This window comes from Actinoallomurus vinaceus (genome assembly GCF_039542055.1).
GTDB classification, from domain to species: Bacteria; Actinomycetota; Actinomycetes; order Streptosporangiales; family Streptosporangiaceae; genus Actinoallomurus; species Actinoallomurus vinaceus.
Map to the genome: position 1 here is coordinate 890,835 of NZ_BAABHK010000001.1, position 15,752 is coordinate 906,586.

The 15,752-nt window shown below is 68.1% G+C and carries 18 protein-coding genes and 2 pseudogenes; 8 read left to right on the forward strand and 12 right to left on the reverse strand.

Annotated elements, in window-relative coordinates; genetic code table 11:
* The first annotated feature begins 22 nt into the window (after positions 1-22).
* Both ABEA24_RS03985 and ABEA24_RS03990 read left to right on the forward strand, forming a co-directional pair.
* The gene (locus ABEA24_RS03985; protein WP_345429229.1) at positions 23-1,357 is read left to right on the forward strand and encodes a Dyp-type peroxidase; all 1,335 of its coding nucleotides are present in this window, start codon (positions 23-25) and stop codon (positions 1,355-1,357) included.
* A gap of 62 nt (positions 1,358-1,419) precedes the next feature.
* On the forward strand, positions 1,420-2,289 hold the full coding sequence (locus ABEA24_RS03990) for a bile acid:sodium symporter (RefSeq protein WP_345429230.1): 870 nt from the start codon (positions 1,420-1,422) through the stop codon (positions 2,287-2,289).
* A gap of 547 nt (positions 2,290-2,836) precedes the next feature.
* Here the strand turns inward: ABEA24_RS03990 and ABEA24_RS03995 are convergent.
* The 4 genes and pseudogenes from ABEA24_RS03995 to ABEA24_RS53425 form a co-directional block, all read right to left on the reverse strand.
* The gene (locus tag ABEA24_RS03995; protein WP_345429231.1) at positions 2,837-4,396 is read right to left on the reverse strand and encodes a tyrosine-type recombinase/integrase; all 1,560 of its coding nucleotides are present in this window, start codon (positions 4,394-4,396) and stop codon (positions 2,837-2,839) included.
* The gene (locus tag ABEA24_RS04000; RefSeq protein WP_345429232.1) at positions 4,396-4,593 is read right to left on the reverse strand and encodes a helix-turn-helix transcriptional regulator; all 198 of its coding nucleotides are present in this window, start codon (positions 4,591-4,593) and stop codon (positions 4,396-4,398) included. The genes ABEA24_RS03995 and ABEA24_RS04000 overlap by 1 nt, the downstream gene beginning before the upstream one ends.
* A gap of 228 nt (positions 4,594-4,821) precedes the next feature.
* Positions 4,822-5,355: pseudogene (locus tag ABEA24_RS04005) on the reverse strand (DUF3987 domain-containing protein); the annotation flags it as partial.
* 28 nt (positions 5,356-5,383) lie between these two features.
* Positions 5,384-5,713, reverse strand: a pseudogene (locus tag ABEA24_RS53425) (DUF3987 domain-containing protein); the annotation flags it as partial.
* A gap of 11 nt (positions 5,714-5,724) precedes the next feature.
* Between ABEA24_RS53425 and ABEA24_RS04010 the strand changes: the two are divergent.
* A complete protein-coding gene (locus ABEA24_RS04010; protein WP_425551150.1) occupies positions 5,725-6,012 on the forward strand; it encodes a nucleotidyltransferase domain-containing protein in 288 nt (95 codons plus the stop codon).
* 105 nt (positions 6,013-6,117) lie between these two features.
* Here ABEA24_RS04010 and ABEA24_RS04015 read toward each other — a convergent pair whose 3' ends face one another.
* Both ABEA24_RS04015 and ABEA24_RS04020 read right to left on the reverse strand, forming a co-directional pair.
* Positions 6,118-6,978: a DUF1963 domain-containing protein gene (locus ABEA24_RS04015; RefSeq protein ID WP_345429234.1), complete on the reverse strand. Its 861-nt coding sequence runs from the start codon at positions 6,976-6,978 to the stop codon at positions 6,118-6,120.
* A gap of 203 nt (positions 6,979-7,181) precedes the next feature.
* Positions 7,182-8,201 (reverse strand): AraC family transcriptional regulator, encoded by a 1,020-nt coding sequence (locus ABEA24_RS04020; protein ID WP_345429235.1) that lies wholly within the window; start codon positions 8,199-8,201, stop codon positions 7,182-7,184.
* 208 nt (positions 8,202-8,409) lie between these two features.
* Here ABEA24_RS04020 and ABEA24_RS04025 point away from each other — a divergent pair, with 208 nt between their 5' ends.
* Positions 8,410-8,730, forward strand: a complete 321-nt coding sequence (locus tag ABEA24_RS04025; protein WP_345429236.1) for an EthD family reductase — start codon at positions 8,410-8,412, stop codon at positions 8,728-8,730.
* 371 nt (positions 8,731-9,101) lie between these two features.
* Here the strand turns inward: ABEA24_RS04025 and ABEA24_RS04030 are convergent, their stop codons facing one another.
* Positions 9,102-9,581, reverse strand: coding sequence for a hypothetical protein (locus ABEA24_RS04030; protein WP_345429237.1), 480 nt, complete (start codon positions 9,579-9,581; stop codon positions 9,102-9,104).
* A 76-nt stretch (positions 9,582-9,657) separates the two neighbouring features.
* Between ABEA24_RS04030 and ABEA24_RS04035 the strand changes: the two genes are divergently transcribed.
* Together ABEA24_RS04035 and ABEA24_RS04040 are read left to right on the forward strand one after the other, a co-directional pair.
* A complete protein-coding gene (locus ABEA24_RS04035; RefSeq protein ID WP_345429238.1) occupies positions 9,658-10,146 on the forward strand; it encodes a hypothetical protein in 489 nt (162 codons plus the stop codon).
* Between the two features lie 171 nt (positions 10,147-10,317).
* On the forward strand, positions 10,318-10,971 hold the full coding sequence (locus tag ABEA24_RS04040) for a class I SAM-dependent methyltransferase (RefSeq protein WP_345429239.1): 654 nt from the start codon (positions 10,318-10,320) through the stop codon (positions 10,969-10,971).
* Here the strand turns inward: ABEA24_RS04040 and ABEA24_RS04045 are convergent.
* Positions 10,950-11,648 carry an AraC family transcriptional regulator gene (locus ABEA24_RS04045; RefSeq protein ID WP_345429240.1) on the reverse strand — a complete coding sequence of 233 codons (699 nt, stop codon included), beginning with the start codon at positions 11,646-11,648 and terminating at the stop codon, positions 10,950-10,952. The genes ABEA24_RS04040 and ABEA24_RS04045 overlap by 22 nt on opposite strands.
* Positions 11,649-11,797: 149 nt before the next feature.
* On the opposite strand from ABEA24_RS04045, the gene ABEA24_RS04050 reads away from it, so the two are divergent.
* On the forward strand, positions 11,798-12,358 hold the full coding sequence (locus ABEA24_RS04050; protein WP_345429241.1) for a DinB family protein: 561 nt from the start codon (positions 11,798-11,800) through the stop codon (positions 12,356-12,358).
* A 39-nt stretch (positions 12,359-12,397) separates the two neighbouring features.
* Here the strand turns inward: ABEA24_RS04050 and ABEA24_RS04055 are convergent, their stop codons facing one another.
* The 3 genes from ABEA24_RS04055 to ABEA24_RS04065 form a co-directional block, all read right to left on the reverse strand.
* On the reverse strand, positions 12,398-13,060 hold the full coding sequence (locus tag ABEA24_RS04055) for a VC0807 family protein (RefSeq protein ID WP_345429242.1): 663 nt from the start codon (positions 13,058-13,060) through the stop codon (positions 12,398-12,400).
* The gene (locus ABEA24_RS04060; protein ID WP_345429243.1) at positions 13,057-13,659 is read right to left on the reverse strand and encodes a TetR/AcrR family transcriptional regulator; all 603 of its coding nucleotides are present in this window, start codon (positions 13,657-13,659) and stop codon (positions 13,057-13,059) included. The genes ABEA24_RS04055 and ABEA24_RS04060 overlap by 4 nt, the downstream gene beginning before the upstream one ends.
* Positions 13,660-13,757: 98 nt before the next feature.
* On the reverse strand, positions 13,758-14,390 hold the full coding sequence (locus ABEA24_RS04065) for a TetR/AcrR family transcriptional regulator (protein ID WP_345429244.1): 633 nt from the start codon (positions 14,388-14,390) through the stop codon (positions 13,758-13,760).
* A gap of 81 nt (positions 14,391-14,471) precedes the next feature.
* Between ABEA24_RS04065 and ABEA24_RS04070 the strand changes: the two genes are divergently transcribed.
* Complete coding sequence (locus tag ABEA24_RS04070; protein WP_345429245.1) at positions 14,472-15,365, forward strand: NAD(P)H-binding protein; 894 nt, start codon at positions 14,472-14,474, stop codon at positions 15,363-15,365.
* Between the two features lie 99 nt (positions 15,366-15,464).
* Here ABEA24_RS04070 and ABEA24_RS04075 read toward each other — a convergent pair whose 3' ends face one another.
* Positions 15,465-15,737 (reverse strand): hypothetical protein, encoded by a 273-nt coding sequence (locus ABEA24_RS04075; RefSeq protein ID WP_345429246.1) that lies wholly within the window; start codon positions 15,735-15,737, stop codon positions 15,465-15,467.
* Positions 15,738-15,752 lie beyond the last annotated feature (15 nt).

Consider the following 15,752-nt stretch of genomic DNA (forward strand, 5'->3'; position numbering starts at 1 on the left):
ACCGAGAGAGAGGGGGAAATCGGTGAACACGCGACCACGTGCCGCGCTCGAACTCGACGACATCCAACGCGGGGTCCTCAGCCCCCGGCCGACCCCGTACGCGGCGACCTACATCCTGTTCCGCATCGACGACCGGACACACGGCCGGGAGCTGATGCGGCGCGTGCGCGCCGTGGTGACCTCGGCCGCCGACACGACAAGCCCGCTGGGCGACGCCTGGGTGAGCGTCGCGCTCACCTTCCGCGGCCTCAAGGCCCTGGGGGTGCCACCGCACGCCTTGGAGACCTTCGCCTGGGAATTCCGGCAGGGAATGGCCGCCCGGGCCGCGGCACTCGGCGACGTCGGGGACAGCAGCCCCGAACGCTGGGAGGCGCCGCTGGGCACACCCGACGTCCATGTGGTGCTCACGGCCCTGGCACCCGACCACGCCCGCCTGCAGGCGGCCATCGACCGCGCCCGACCGGCCTATCAGTGCCTGCCCGGGGTGAGCGCGATCTGGCGGCAGGACTGCCATGCACTGCCCACCGAGACCGAACCCTTCGGCTACCGCGACGGCATCAGCCACCCGGCCGTCGAAGGCAGCGGCATCACCGGCTCCAACCCGCTGGAAACACCGCTCAAGGCCGGAGAGTTCGTGCTCGGCTACCCCGACGAACTCGGCGGCATCCAGACCCCGCAGCCCGAGATCCTGGGACGCAACGGCACCTACGCCGCCTTCCGCAAACTCCACCAGCGCGTCGCCGTCTTCCGCCGCTACCTCAAGGACAACGCCACCGGCCCCGAGGACGAGGAACTACTCGCCGCCAAGATCATGGGCCGCTGGCGCAGCGGCGCCCCGCTGGCGCTCAGCCCCACCCGCGACGACCCCCGCCTGGGCGCCGACCCCCACCGCAACAACGCCTTCCTGTACGAACACCACGACCCGGCGGGGTTCACCACCCCCGGCGGCTGCCACATCCGCCGGGGCAACCCCCGCGACGCAGCAGTGGCCGGAGAGCCGAGGCTGCACCGGATGATCCGGCGCGGCACCGCCTACGGACCGCCGCTGCCCGAAGGAATGCTGGAGGATGACGGGGCCGACCGCGGCCTGATGTTCGCCTTCATCGGAGCGCACCTAGGCCGGCAGTTCGAGTTCGTCCAGTCCCAGTGGATGAACGACGGGGTCTTCTTCGGCGCGGGCAACGCACGCGACCCTGTCATCGGCTCGGGCGACGGCCCCGATGAGTTCACGATCCCGCGGCGGCCGCTGCGACGGCGCCTGCGGGCGCTGCCGCGCTTCGTCGTCACCCGCGGCGGCGAGTACTGCTTCATGCCGGGGCTGAACGCCCTGAGCTGGCTCGGTGATCTCCACGACTGAGGGCGCGGCGAAGACCCGCTGAGGCTTCCATCGCCCGCGGCCGTCACCCCGGAGGGAAGGTCATGGAAACGCTGCATCTGCTGTTCAACGCGATCACCGTGATCTTCATCGCGGCCACCATGTTCGCCGCCGGCCTGGGAGCCACGCTGCCGGCGTTGCGCGCGATCCTCGCCACCCCGTTACTGCTGGTACTGGCGCTGGTGGCCAACCTGGTGGTCATCCCGCTGCTGGGGTGGGGAATCGCCACGCTGTTCGGCCTGCCCACCGCGGCGTTCATCGCGATCGTGCTGGCCGCTTCGTCACCGGGTGGGCCGTTCGGGGCGAAACTGGGAATGATCCAAAAAGGAGACGTGGTCGCGGGCGCGGCGATGCAGGTGCTGCTCGCCGCCGCCGGCAGCGTCACCTTCGGCGTGACGGCCAACGCCATCCTCACCGCGGCCAAGGTCGGCACCGGAATCTCCCTGCCGGTCGCGGCGCTGGTACGGACCGTGGCCGTCCTGCAGCTCATCCCGTTCGCCGTCGGACTCCTCACGCGCCACTACGCATCATCCACAGCGCGATCATGGCATCCCGCCGCCGTCACGGTCTCGAACGTGACGTTCCTGATCGTGCTGGCCGGGATGCTGCTGGGCAACTGGCGCGAGGTCGTCGCGCTGATCGGCTCTCGCACTCCGCTGGCCGGATCCGTCCTCGCCGCAGTCGCCTTCGCCAGCGGCACCCTGCTGGCCACCGGGTCACCGGCCCGCCGCACCACCATGGGAGGCGTCGCGGCCGTGCGCAACGCCGGCCCCGCCCTGGCCGCCGTCGGCATCGCCTTCAGCGACACACCAGCCGTACTGGGAGCACTGGCCACGGTCCTGCTCAGCGGCCTGGCCGCAGCCCTGCCGATCGCAGCAGTGCTCAGCCGCCGACAGGCCAACGACATCACCTGAGGTCGAAATGGCTCATCGGGATTGAGGAGACGTCCGGCCGAGACTTATCCGGCGATAACAGCTAAAGCTCAGCACCTGCGGGGCACCACATGCGACGTTCCCGCCTCATTCCTTAAGAGCTCTGGAACGACCAGTCACGCCAAGCCCGGCCCACCCGCGCTCCTAAGCGTGACTTTTCGTTCCGCTGCTACATCAGCCCCGCCCCCGCACCGGAGCACCCGAGCGGGGGCGTCGCACATGTACGAGAGGCGCGATCGCCACGGCGATAGCCCTACGCCGGGCCCCTCTACCCGCCGCATGATCTCGTCGACCACCGCCGGCGCAGTCAGTTCGCGGATCGTACGGGCGGCCGGCGTCCCCAGCGAGGAGGCTTCCAAGAGCTCTGCGAATTCATCCACGCCCACTTATAGGCAGCGGCTCGACATCCGCCCGCGCCCGGCACCACGCCGCTACCGACTCGTTATCCGACAGGTCGACGGTGTCGACTCCGCCCCGGTGTTAACCTCCAGGCGTTGTCCGGACATCCGCCGAGTGGGGCCCGCCGTGTCTAGAGACTGCGGACGCGCCTTCTCCGCCGAGCAGGCCCCGCCGAGCGGTCCACCGAGACTCCACCCTCTCCCGAACGTGTCCAGGCGGAGGATTGATCGGGCCTTGTTCGGTCAGTCTCTGGCTGACTTTGCGGCATGGGGGATCCCGACGATGGGAGTGGGGCACGGAAGCCCTCGGTCACGCCGCTCTGCGTTGCGGCGAGGATGCGGCGCTTGGCCTCCTCTTGCTGTCCCGCAATGCATTTGGCGTAGACCCGCAGCAAGACGTCAACGCTGTGGCCGGCCCACTCGGCGATTTGTGGGGGTGCGACTCCCGCGTTGAGCCACGTCGAGACGGCGGCATGGCGTAGGTCGTACGGGCGACGGGCCACGAGCGAAGCCGTCTCCTCATCGGTGAAGGCGGCGGCGCGGGCGTCGTGGAAGACGGCGAGGTAAGCGCGGTCGGTGAGGATGCCGCCGCGCGGGCCGACGAACACCCGACCACCCGGCGCGGAACCGAACTCCTTGAGGTGATCGAGAAGCAGCCTCACCAACTCGGGGTGGATCGGGACAGGGCGGGTCTCGCCGGGCGCCCGGTGCTTGAGCTCCCGTCGTTCGCGGGCCAGACCGTTGTTCGTCCACTGGCTACCGCTGCGTGGCTCGGAGTGGGTCAGCAGCATCTCACCCCACCCTTCATCCGGCAGGCTGACCAGATTCTCGCGGCGCAGATCTACCGCTTCCTCGGGGCGTAGGGCGGCGTAGTACATGCAGCCGAAGAAGGCCACCATGCGCGCCCCACGGGTGCCCTGGGCGCGTACGGCGTCGAGGAAGCGCCGCGCTTGCTCGCTGTTGACCACGACGCGTGGATCAATGGTCTTGAGCGTCCGGGGCTTGTTCCACTTGATGCTGCGGAGCGGGTTGTCAGGAAGGACGTTGATCTCAATCGCGTACTGCATGATGTTGGTCAAGGTCATGCGCTTACGAGTCGCTGTGCTCGCCGCAGCGGTGCGGCCGTCTTTGGTTCTGCTGATGCGGTCCAGCAGTGCGCGGACGCGGACGGCGCCGCTTCCCGGCTGTGCGAGTTCCTTGACCGGCACCGTGTTGCCTTCCAGCCACCGCACGACAGCGCTGATGTCGGAGGGGGGTTCGGTCACGCCTCGCATACGAGCGCTGAATGCCCACGTCCGGAGGGCGCGGCGAATCTCGTCTCGGCTGTGTGGGCCGTCGCCGATGAGCATGACCTCGCTGGCGTCGGTGAGGGCTTCGGCGATGCCTCGCCGATGGTTCGGTGACGCGTAGGGCCACTTCGCCGCCGTGTAGTCCAGCGTCAGCGTGTACCAGGTCGTCGCGGACTCCTCGCGCTTCCACGAGACCGGTCGACCGGTGTCGAGGCTGAACGCCTCGCCATTGCGCGCCGCTGCCAGCAGCGAGGAACGGAAGCTGTCGGCCTGTGCGGCCTTGCGGAAGGGCTCCTTCCACTGCTTGCCGCCGGTCTTCCACCGGACGTAGTAGGTAGTGACCTTCTTGCCCTTGTAGACCTCGGTCTTGTAGACGCGGACGTCGTAGGTGATGTCGTGCATCAGGCGGCGTCCTCTCGTGCGTCGAGCCAGCGATCGAACTCCGCGCGGCGGATACGGAGGCTGCCGTTCGGCAGGGTGATGCAGCGGGGGGCTCTCCGCTTGGCGCGCCAGTCGTAGAAGGTCGAGGGGGAGATGCGGAGTTCTTTGCAGATTTCGGCAACGGTGAGCTTGTCGCCGGAGCGTTCGGCGGTCTTCACGGAGCGGGTTCCTCCGGGGTTGTGATCGGTCGGGGTGGCGTGGCCGGCGGCGTGCTTGGTGGCTGTTCGCCGGTCACGGTGCGTGTCTGTCGGGGTGGGAGGGTGGTGGGCGTGCGGGGGTAAGCGCGTAAGCGGAAATCAGCAGAATTGTTTTTGCTGCTTTTCGCTTACGTGCTTCAAGGCTGGGGAGCGGTCCGGTGGCGAGGTGGTGATGACGCTGTGTGGCCGTCATCGGCTCGTCTCCAGCGCGGCGGGGTGTACCTCGTAGAGCGGGGCGGAGGGGCGTCCGCGTCCGGTGCGTGGGGGCGGTGGCAGGCGGCGGATCCAGCCGTGGCTTTCGAGGACGCGTAGGGCGGGGTCCAGGTCGGTGACCTTCTTGAACCTGGCGCGTAGCGGGGGTTGGACGTCGCGGGCGGCGAATCGGGCCGCGCCGGTGTTGCGTGCCCAGTCGAGGATGGCGCGGGCGTCGGCTGTGGCGGGGTCGGCACCGATGGCGTCGTAGGCGGCTTTGGCGTGGTGGGTGAAGTAGTCGACGATGTCGCGGGCGTCGGCGAAGGTGTCGGCGTCGATGGGCTTGCTCCAGCCGTCGCGTAGGTGTTTGGCGAGGTGGAGGAGTCCGGCGATGCGGACGGTGGCGCCGACGAGTTTGCCGCCCCAGTCGGTCATGTGGGCCAGGTCGCCGGCGCCGGGGGCGAACCGGGGCTCGACGTCGGCGAGCATCGCCGTGACGGCCGTTGCGGCTTGGTCGGTGAAGGTGAGGGCGGTGGGCTCGGTGAGCCGCGGTAGCGCCGAGCTCGGCCAAGGCGCTGGGCTGAGTGCAAATTCCGAGGGTGACGGTGGCGGCCTCGATCCGTTCGGCGCGGCCCATCCGGTCGACGCGCATCTCTTCGCCCGCGTGGCCTTTCTTCAGCACGGCGAAGTTGGGTGCGCCGGAGTAGCGGCCGGCCGCGATTGAGAAGATCTCCCCTTCCGGTGACAGCACGGCCATCCGCCCGCCCTGCTCAGCCAAGAGGATGGTGAGGCGTTCGACGGTGGCGTCATCGGAGAACAACCGCGGCTCGGACGGGACAATCGCCTCATCGAGCGCGAGCTTGGCCTCGGTGGCTTCGTGGATGGCCAGGGCCTTGGCGTCTGGCCTCCAAAGCTCCGACCACCGCCCGAGGACGGGAGATTGACTTGCATCCGGTCACCCCGGCGGCCCAGGGAGGCGGAACGCAGGCGCTGCCCGACGGCAGTTCGTTCTACTACCCTGCACCGGTAGAGGGAATGATCGCCGGTCGCACCGTGAGATGTGTAGATGCGGTTACGCAGGTCAACGCCCATCTCGGCTATGAGCCGTCCGATAAGGATCGTCGGGACATGCTCACGCTTCATGCCGCTACGGGCGTGGAGCTGCCAAGCGTGTTTCGACCGGAGTGATACACGGACTCGGGGCGGTCCCTGGCTTTCGCCCTGGGGGGTGCCGTGGCGTTCACACGCCAGCACCTTGCGGCGTAGACGCGCGGGCCATTAGCGTCCCGGCGGTCACCAGATGTCCGGGGTCGCGATCGCCCGGCTGAAGTCGCCAGCCTGCAACGCCTCGGTGGGGATCGACCAATGCATCCAGCCGTCGTCGCCGCCGAGGCCCCATCCATACGGTCCGTATCCGGACAGTTGGAGTAGGTGGTGATAGTCGTTTGGGTCCTCAGCCCTTGGAAATGCCCCCACCGGCGAGCTTCCCGTCGGGAATTCCGGGCGGCCGAAGGCGATGTCCTCGGAGTCGAGCGCGCCCGGCCGTTCCGACCAGTCGGTGAGCAACTCTTCGATGTATAGGTCGGGCATGGCCCTGGCCCTGTCGTCGGCCTCGGGTCCAAGGTCGAGCGTGCGCCAGGCTGGGTCCCAGGTGTCTGGGAAGGCGAACCCGGGCGATGCTGCCCACGCGACCGGTGTGAAGACACTCGACCGGACTGGTGGGTTCGTCTCAACGGCGTGCGCCGAACGGGCCGCGATCACTCTCCCCACCTGTGGGTCGCTGGTGTCGAACTTGAGTGCCAGTTCATACACGGCGGGGTCGCACTGCTCGGAGTCGCTGTCCAGGTAGAAGAAGTTGAGCAGGCCTGTCTGGGCTGGAAGAAGGTCACCGAGCCAGGGGGCCAAGGCGTCGGTGTCGAGGACGGCGAGCAGGCTCAGCGGAAAGCCTTCGCAGGTCGGCCAAGGCGTGCCAGGTTCGAGCATGGCCCGGCCGCCGAATCGGCTGTGTCCGGCTTCCTCGCCGGGCGCGGCTTCGGTGAGTGCAAAGCCGGGCCCGGGCGAGATCGACGAAGCGTGTGGCGAGCTCCGCACCAAGACGTTCGGCGCAGAATTCACGCAGTTCGGCGAGCGTGGTTTTTGGATCCATTCGAGCATCCAAGCATCCGACTGCGACAGGTCTGTCTTGGGCCATTAACAAGCTGTGAGCCTCGATGATCAAGGGGAAACAGTGGTCACTCACTGTTACACCGGCGAGCAGGTCGGCGCCTGTGACAGCCCGGAACCGGACGATTCCCAAGATCCGGAAAACACGCGGAACGCGCCGGTGGCGTTGAGGGAGCCGACCGGGTCGCGGGTCATCAGCGACCCCGTAGGTCTCCTCGCCAGCGAGTTGGTGGCGTGCCGTAGCGGTTCTTGAACGCGCGGCTGAATGCCGCCTCGGACGTGTAGCCAACCCTCTGCGCGATGTGCGTGACCGGAAGGGAGGTGTCGCGCAGCAGGTCGGTGGCGGCGTCCAAGCGTACGTGTGCGAGATAGGCGGCCGGCGGCATCCCAACGCGAGCGACGAACCGCGCAGCGAACGCCGACCGGGAAAGGCTGCACGCTCGGGCCAGCTCCTCGACCCTCCAGTCGTGGCCGGGGTCCCGGTGAATGGCACTCAAGGCCACACCGATCTGCGGGTCGAGCGCACCGGGCAGCCAGTTCGGTTCGGCGTCCGCGCCGGCGGCCCAGGCACGCAGAATCTGGATGAAGATCAGATCGAGGATGCGGGCGACCATCACCGCCGATCCTTGAGAGGGCGATTGCATCTCGAATACGAGCATCCTGCGGGCGACTTCGAGCCCTTCGAGCGCTGGGCCGTGGGCGCCGCGCAGGATGATCACGGCCGGGAGGCTCCCGAGCAGGTGGCTCGCCTGCGGGTCGCCGATCGTGAATGTTCCGCAGAGCCAGCGCGTCGGCTCGGGTGCGTCGTTTTCGGCTGCGCCGGCAGGCACGATCGCTTGCGCGCGCTTGCCTGCGTTGCTGATGCGGTGCGGGTCTCCACGCGGGAGCAGGACGACATCGCCGCGGCTTACGCGCTCGACGCGCGGGTCTCCGTCGACCCGAAGCATGAGTTCGCCCTCTTCGATGATGTGCAGGCTGCCGATATCGGCGAAGCCGATGGAGAAAGTCCGCGGCGGAGCGTACGCAACGATCCGTTCTCCGCTCAGACGGACCCTCCGGAGCAGCTCCGAGAGCAAATCGTGCGACTGACTATCTGGGGCGAGGCCGAGCGCGGCATCCTCAAGCGCTGGCGGATCGGCAAACTCATGCGGCGATCCGAGCAAATCGGCTGACGTCGCTGGACGATCAGCAAAATTTCCTGGCGGAGCGGTCATGGTCGCTGCCCATTCCTCTAACTACGATCAACGAACAGTGAGTGGGGCCAACAAACGGAAGGACTTAGGGCCACGTTGGGAGCTCTGTCATGTGCCAACTTCTTCTATCGAAGAAGCAGCTGCGCTGGCGAAAGTTCGCCCGACATCATCGCCCAGGTCCGGGTCTGCTCGCTTGTATCAACCGAGACTAACAACCAGGAGATTATCCATGACGGAGCACGACAAGCCCACCAAAATCAGCTTTGTCTATTCCAACCCCACCGACCCGGACGCCTTCGAGGCAGCTTACTCCGAGCAGGTCGCGCTGGCGCGCAAGCTCCCCGGCCTGACTCGGCTGCAGACGTCGAAGGTCTGGCCCAAGGAGGACGGCAGCCCGACTCCGGCGTACCGACTGTTGGACCTGTACTTCGCCGACTACGCGGCGGCCAGCGCCGCCGCCGCAGAGGCGGGTCCCCTCGTCGCCGCTACCCGCGAACACGCCACCGGAGGCGTTGTGATCGCATTCGCAGAAGTTCTCGAGGACGCCTAGGCCGAATAAGACGGATTCCAGTCCCGTCGTCACTGCGGCAACCAATTGCCGGGAGGGGGGAGGTCCCCCTCCCGGCCCACCCGGTCACAGATATTGAGCCTCTTTTCGGACGAAGCGCAGGACGACGCGGGTCGTGCGGGTGGTCAGCGTTCGTGCGGTTCCTAGTGGGGCCGTCATCTCTCGGCCTGGTGGGTGTACGGCCTGCGATCGGTCCGCCGCTGGACGGCTTGCGACAGTGTTGCCGGCGCCGCTTCCGTTCCTCGGGCCGTGAACGGCCCTGCGGTACGGGTCAGCTCAACATGTTCCGGACGCTCGGCGGGGGGTTGGATGAATAGATCGCTGTTCGTTTGTTGCGCGCGCCGAGGTTGAGGTCAGATGCCGCTGCGGTCCCAGCCGGCGTCGAGGTTCTGCAGGAGTTCCTTAGCGGCAGGACGGTGATGGCCGCCGGCGGATGGGTCCCCTGCCACCCTTCGCAGCATGTCCGCCGCTGCCCGTACCCTCTCCGCGATGCCCTCGCATACATCCACGGGGCCGCGCTCCGGATCGTCGTAGATCTCGCACTCTGGATCGGCCACGAAGCAACCCCACCAATCCAACAGTGCATCGAGAGCTTCCATGCGCGCCGGGCCTGGCTGATCGGCGATCACTTCCAGAAACAGGGTGGTTGCAGGGACCGCAGCCGGATACAGCGTCCCAGCGTGATCGTTGCTGACCGCGTACCGCAGATCCGCTACCGCCCTGGCGGCGTGCTCGGCCGACCGAGGATCGCGTAGCGCGTCTACTGCGGCCCGGGCAGACTCCGAACGGTAGGCGCAGGCGTCGGTAATCCGTGACCAATCGATGGCATCCACTGGCACTCCTACGCAGAGACGGGAAAGACAGGAACGGGTGAACGCGCACGGGCGGTGATCCCTAGACTCCCGCCACGTGTCATGGATTCCGATGCTGTCTACTGTGCTTGGAGCCGTCGTTGGCCTGGGTTCGGCACTCGTCGGCGATCGCATCCGCTGGCGGCGTGAACAAGGCGACCGCTGGCTCAACGTCCGGCGTGAGGTCTACGTCGCCTACCTGAACGCGTTGCATGAGGCGAACCAAGGGATGCGAGCCGTGTCGCTCGGTGACTTTCCTTCCGAAACGACCCGTGACCATGCAGCGAGGGCGGCCTTTCGGGGTGCCGGTGTGAATCAGGCCCAAGAGCACCTGGTGCTGATCGCCTCAGAACCGGTCATCCAAGCCGCGGTCGGGGCGTCCACGGCGCTTCGCAAGCTCCGTGACCGGATTCGCGCCGGCCAGGACCACACCTCCGCCGACTACCAGGCCGAGTTCGAAGTCTTCAGCGATCATCTCCACGACCTCCGTAATGCCATCCGCCACGACCTGGGCGTGGGAACCCTTCGCGCACAGGTTCCACTCTGACCGGACAACCCTCAACGGAAGCTGTCGGCCTGCGCGGCTTTGCGGAAGGGCCTCTTCCACGGCTTACCGTGTGCGGTCACTGAGGCTCGTCTGGCCGAGTGGGGGATCGCGATCGGCCAGACGAGCGGTTTGTTCAAGACCGGGCTCCGTCGCGCGGTCGAGACTGCCGGCATGAACGAGAACGTCTTCACCCCCGCCCTGGGCCGCTTCGCGCCCACCAGGTTCTACGATCACGTGGTCGCGCTGACGCGCGAGCGTCTGTGGCGGGCTCTGGCCGCCATGTATGTGGCGCCGCGGCCCGATGAGGTGATCGTCGATGTGGGTTGTGGCACTGGCTCACTGGCGCTGTTGTTGGGGCGTGTGGAGCCGCGGGCCCGGATCGTCGGCCTGGACCCCGATCCCGATGTGCTGGCGGTGGCGCGGCGCAAGGCCGATGCTGCTGACGCGGCGGTGCGGTGGCAGGTCGGCATGGGAGATGCGTTGCCGGAGTTGCTGGGCGCGGAATCGGCGGACACCGTCGTGTCCAGCCTCGTGCTCCACCAATGCCCGGTCGCGGTGAAACGGGCGGTACTCGCGTCGATGTCCGCGGTACTGCGCCCAGGCGGGAAACTGGTGATCGCTGACTATGGACAGCAACGGACGAGGCTGATGCGCCTGGCGTTCCGGACCGTCCAGCTTGCGGACGGAAAGGAGGACACCCAGCCCAACGCCGACGGTGCCCTTCCGGGACTGATATCCGACGCCGGTTTCCGTGACGTGCGGGAGGTCGAGGTGGTGCCTACGGCCACCGGTTCGATCTCGGTCTACGTCGCGCGCCGGGAATGACCGCGCAGCACCGGCAGCACGGCCGCGGGTGTGAGGCCCATCATCTCGCGCATCCAGCGGGTGAGGTGCGCTTGGTCGGCGAAGCCCGCCATGATCGCCGCGTCGGCCAGCGACTGACCCGCCCGCAGCTCCTCAGCCGCCCGATGCAGCCGCGCCCACACCCGCCAGCGCGTCAGCGGCATGCCCACCTGATGCCGTGCCAAGGCGCGCAGGCGTTGCGGTGAGAGGCCGACCATCGCGGCCAGACTCGCCATCGGAACATTTCGATCCCTCAGTGTGTTCAGCGCCTCCACCAGCCGAGGATCAAGCTCGCTGGACGGGCACACGCCCGCCCGGCCGATGTCTTCCTCCCGCAAGTCGCGCATCTCGGGGACGGCAGTGATGCCGTTGTCGCAGCGGTCGCGCAGCCGGTCGGCGAACGCGCAATGCGGCTCGACGAAGAAGGTGCGCACTTCCGCTGCGGCGAACATGCGATGCCGCGCCATCGGCCGTACGACCAGCGCCACGGCCCGATGATGGGTTGCGGACGCGTCCACCATGGCAACCTCGCCCCGAACCGCGATGGCGATCTGGAAGGCGGCATGACAGTGAAAGGCGCTGTCCGTCGTCGAGCCTCGATACACCGCATAACCCTCGCCGACGGCGAAGCGAGGCACTAACTCCGTCCCGGCGTTCACATTCTCGATACTGCCAGCCAGACCAGAACGGAGCCAACGATGCACGCCGAGGTCTACTTGTTGCGCAGCCTCCGCATGGTCCGGCGCTTTGTCACGGAGCTGCGGAAATTCGCTGGCGAGCCGGGTGCCCGAGAACCAACATGGCCAGAGTGAGCGACCAACCCCAGCGGTGGACTCAGGCGACCGTCTACCCGGACATGTGGGCAGACCCGGACGAGGATCCCCGCGACAACACCGGAGCCAGTCCGGAAGGCGAGCTGGCGACGCTGCAGGACTACCTGACGAACTACAGACTGACCCTGCTGATGAAATGCGAGGGTCTGGGCGCGGAACAGCTGGCCCGTCGGTCGGTGCCGCCGTCGACCATGTCGCTGCTCGGCCTGCTCCGGCACCTCGCCGAGGTGGAGCGGGGCTGGCGTGGCTGGATCCTGCCCGGCGACCCCCCACCGAAGCTGTACGGCGCGGGCGACGCCGACTTCGATGGAGCGGTCGCCGAACAGGCGGTGGTCGACGCCGCGTACGCCGACCTGGCCCGTGAGCAGGCGGCCACCGATGCCCTGCTGGCCGAGTACCCGGATCTGAGCGTGCGTCTGGGGAAGGACGCCATCGCCGTCCGGGAGTTGCTGGTGCACCGGATCGAGGAGTACGCCCGGCACTGCGGCCACGCGGATCTGCTGCGGGAGTGCATCGACGGTCGCGTGGGCCAGTGAGGCGTTGAGTACGACGACCCGGTGACCGCCGCCAGGACGTCAGGCTTCGAGGTCGGCCTTGCGGATGTACCAGACGTGCCAGGCGATCAGGCAGGCCAGCATGCCGAACCACACCAAGGTGGTGACCAGGGAGATGAGGTCGATCGGCAGCGTGTAGACGAGTACGACGTGTGCCACCGCGTGGGCCAGCAGTACGGCGCCCCAGACGGCCGTGTCGATGCGCAGCCCGCGCCGGAACCGGGCGTCGGTGTCCCAGCGGGCCGCCCACGCGGCCGCGCCTTCGGCGCCGCGCTTGATCTCGGCGATCGCGCGGCCGAACGTCAGCTGGGCGGGCCTGCCGATGACGACCGTGACCAGCATCCACGCGCCGAACAGGCCGCCCAGCGCGGCGGTCCACCCCTCACGGATCGCGAGGGTGCGCGGGTCGTCCGACAGCAGGCCGAGCACGACGGAGAGCACCAGGACGCTCAACGTGACCAGGGCGATGAGGTCGACCCGGCGGTTGCGCACGATGGTCCACACCACGTACGGCGTGGCCACCAGGACGCCGGCCATCAGCGCCCACCACTGGCTCACGCCCGCGCCGCGCAGGCCGTAGAACAGCGCCATCGGCACGACCACTTCGAACAAGACGGTCATCACGTTGTCGCGGATCACCCGGCGCAGGCCCGCGTCGGGCGCGGGCTTCTCGTCGATCATCATGCGGATCCCCCCTCGGGATCGGCTGCGGTCGCCCGCACGGCCAGTTCGGCGAGCTCGCGGCCGATGCGGGCGAGCTCGTTGGGTTCGGGTACGGCGGTGGCCGTGGTGACGACGACGGCGTCGAGGCCACTGATGAGGGCGATCGCCATGGTCCGCGTGTCGAAGGGGCGGAAGACTCCGGCCGCCTGTCCGGCGCGGAAGTGCTCCTCGACCATGGCGAGACGTGCGTTGACGGCCGCGCTCTGGGAGCCGGAGTTCTTCACGATGTCGATCAGCGCCCGTACGGGGGCGGGGTGCTCGCCGACGAGTGCGACGTTCGACTCGATGTAGGCGCGCAGCTGTGCGATGTGGCCCTCGGCCGCGTCGATCTGCGGCTGCATGTACGCCCCGGTGATCTGCTCGATCTCGGCGACGCACGCCGCGAGCAGGTCGTCCTTGCCTGCGAAGTGGTAGCTGATCATGCCGGTGCTCGACAGGCCCGCGTGCTTCGCGATGCGGCTGAATGACGCCTTGGCGTAGCCGACCTCGGCGATCACCTCGATCGCCGCCGTCACGATCTGGGCGCGTCTGCCCGACTCGGTGAACGTTCTTGCTCGCATGAGCAAAAATTAGCTCACTCAAGCAAATCCGGCAAGTCGTACAGCCCAGGGCCCGGATGGCTATCTCGCCGGGTCGCCGATGGCGTTCGCGGCGCCGCTCAGCCGGGCAGGGCCGTCGAGACCAGCCGGCGGATCGCGTTCAGGTCGACGTGCTCGGCCAGGGCGATCTCCTCGGGCGCGTCCTTGAGCACCTCCTCGACGTTGAGCAGCGTGCGGAACAGTCGCGGCAGCACGGTCCGGTTGAGCAGGTCCTCCGCGAGCGCCGCGCCGGCCACGTGGTCCATCGCGTACCGCTCGGCGAGGTAGACGCTCAGCCGCTCGTAGGTGCCGGCGAATATGGCGTCGAAGTACGCGTTCGAGCTGCCGGGCAGCCGTTCGGCTTCGGCGATGCTCAGCCGGCAGGTCCGTACCTGCGGCTCCCAGGCCATCAGCTGCAGGAACCGCCCGCAGAACAGCGTCACCGCCTCCGCGGGGTCCTCGGCGTACGCGTCGGGGGTCCTCAGCCGGGCCAGGTACAGCTCGCGGACGAGGTCCATGACCGCGAGGAACAGCTTGTCCTTGCTCTCGAAGTGGGCGTACAGGGACCGCTTGGACGTCCCGGCGCGTGCCGCGACGGTGTCCATCGACGCCCGTTCGTAACCCGTCTCGAGGAACACGTCCTTGGCCACGAACAGGATGTGGCGGCGCAACTCCTCACCACGCCGCTGTCGCGGTTCGCCTTCCTGCCTCATCGGCTTGCTACTCCAAAAGTAAACGGTACGGTAGAGTTTACTTGTGCAGAGATCCTCATCCCGCACCTCTGGAGGGCACTCGTGATCGTCATCACCGCTCCTACGGGAAACATCGGACACAAGGTTCTCGACACGGTCCTCGCCGGCGACCAGCCGGTTCGCGTCATCGTGCGCGACCCGGCCAGGCTGTCCACCGACGTCCGTGACCGGGTCGAGGTCATCCAAGGCTCGCACGGCGATCCACAGGTCGTCATACGCGCCTTCGACGGCGCGGACGCCGTGTTCTGGCTGCTGCCGCCCGACCGCCAGGCCGCCGGCGCCGATGAGGCCTACGTCGGCTTCACGCGTCCCGCGGCCGAGGCGATGCGCAGCCAGGGCGTCAAGCGCGTCGTGGACGTCAGCGCCCTGGGCCGCGGCACCCCGTACGCCGGCCGGGCCGGGCACGTGACCGCCTCGCTGGCCATGGACGACCTGATCGCCGGCACCGGCGTGGCGTTCCGCGCTCTGGCCGCGTCCACGTTCATGGACAACGTGTTCCGGCAGGTCCGCGTGATCAAAGAGCAGGGCGTCTTCTTCGACGCCGTTTCCCCCGATATCAAACGGCCCACCGTCGCCACCCGCGACATCGCCGCCGTCGCCGCCCGCCTGCTGCTCGACACCACCTGGACCGGTCAGGAAGAGGTCCCGGTGCTCGGCCCCGAGGACCTGTCCTACAACGACATGGCCGCCGTCATCTCCGAGGTCCTCGGAACCCCGGTGAAGTACCAGCGGATCCCCGGCCAGGCGATCAAGGATCGGCTCACCGGTTCCGGGACGTCCGATGCCATGGTCCAGAGCATGCTGGACATGATGGCCGCCAAGGACAACGGCCTGGACGACGGCGTCGCCCGTACGCCGCAGCACGCGATCGACACCCCCACCACGTTCCGGCAGTGGTGCGAGGACACCCTCAAGCCCGCGGTGCAGGCCGCATGACAGAAATGCGCCGATCGCGCGTCCCGCTCGGAGGACCCGCGGCCTCGGGCATACGGCAGGCCCGCACGACGGGAGACGTGCGGGCCTGCGGTTCAGAGATCAGCCGGTGTAGTTCGGGTCCCTGTGGAGGCAACCGCCGGCCCTGATCGGGCACCCCCTCTTGTCGACACCCAGTCGCGGTCTGCCCGTCTTGGGGTCTTGGCCCGCCTTGTCCGACGGGTCCTTGCCTGCCTTGTCCGACGGGTCGCGGTGCGACACCGGGTTGCTGTGCGACGGCGGCTTGGGCGTGGTGGTGGCCTCGGCGGCGGCCAGTCCGGTGCCGGCCAGGCCGACGCCCAGCACGACGGCCGTGATCAGGGACTTCACGCGCATCGGTGTTCCTCTCGG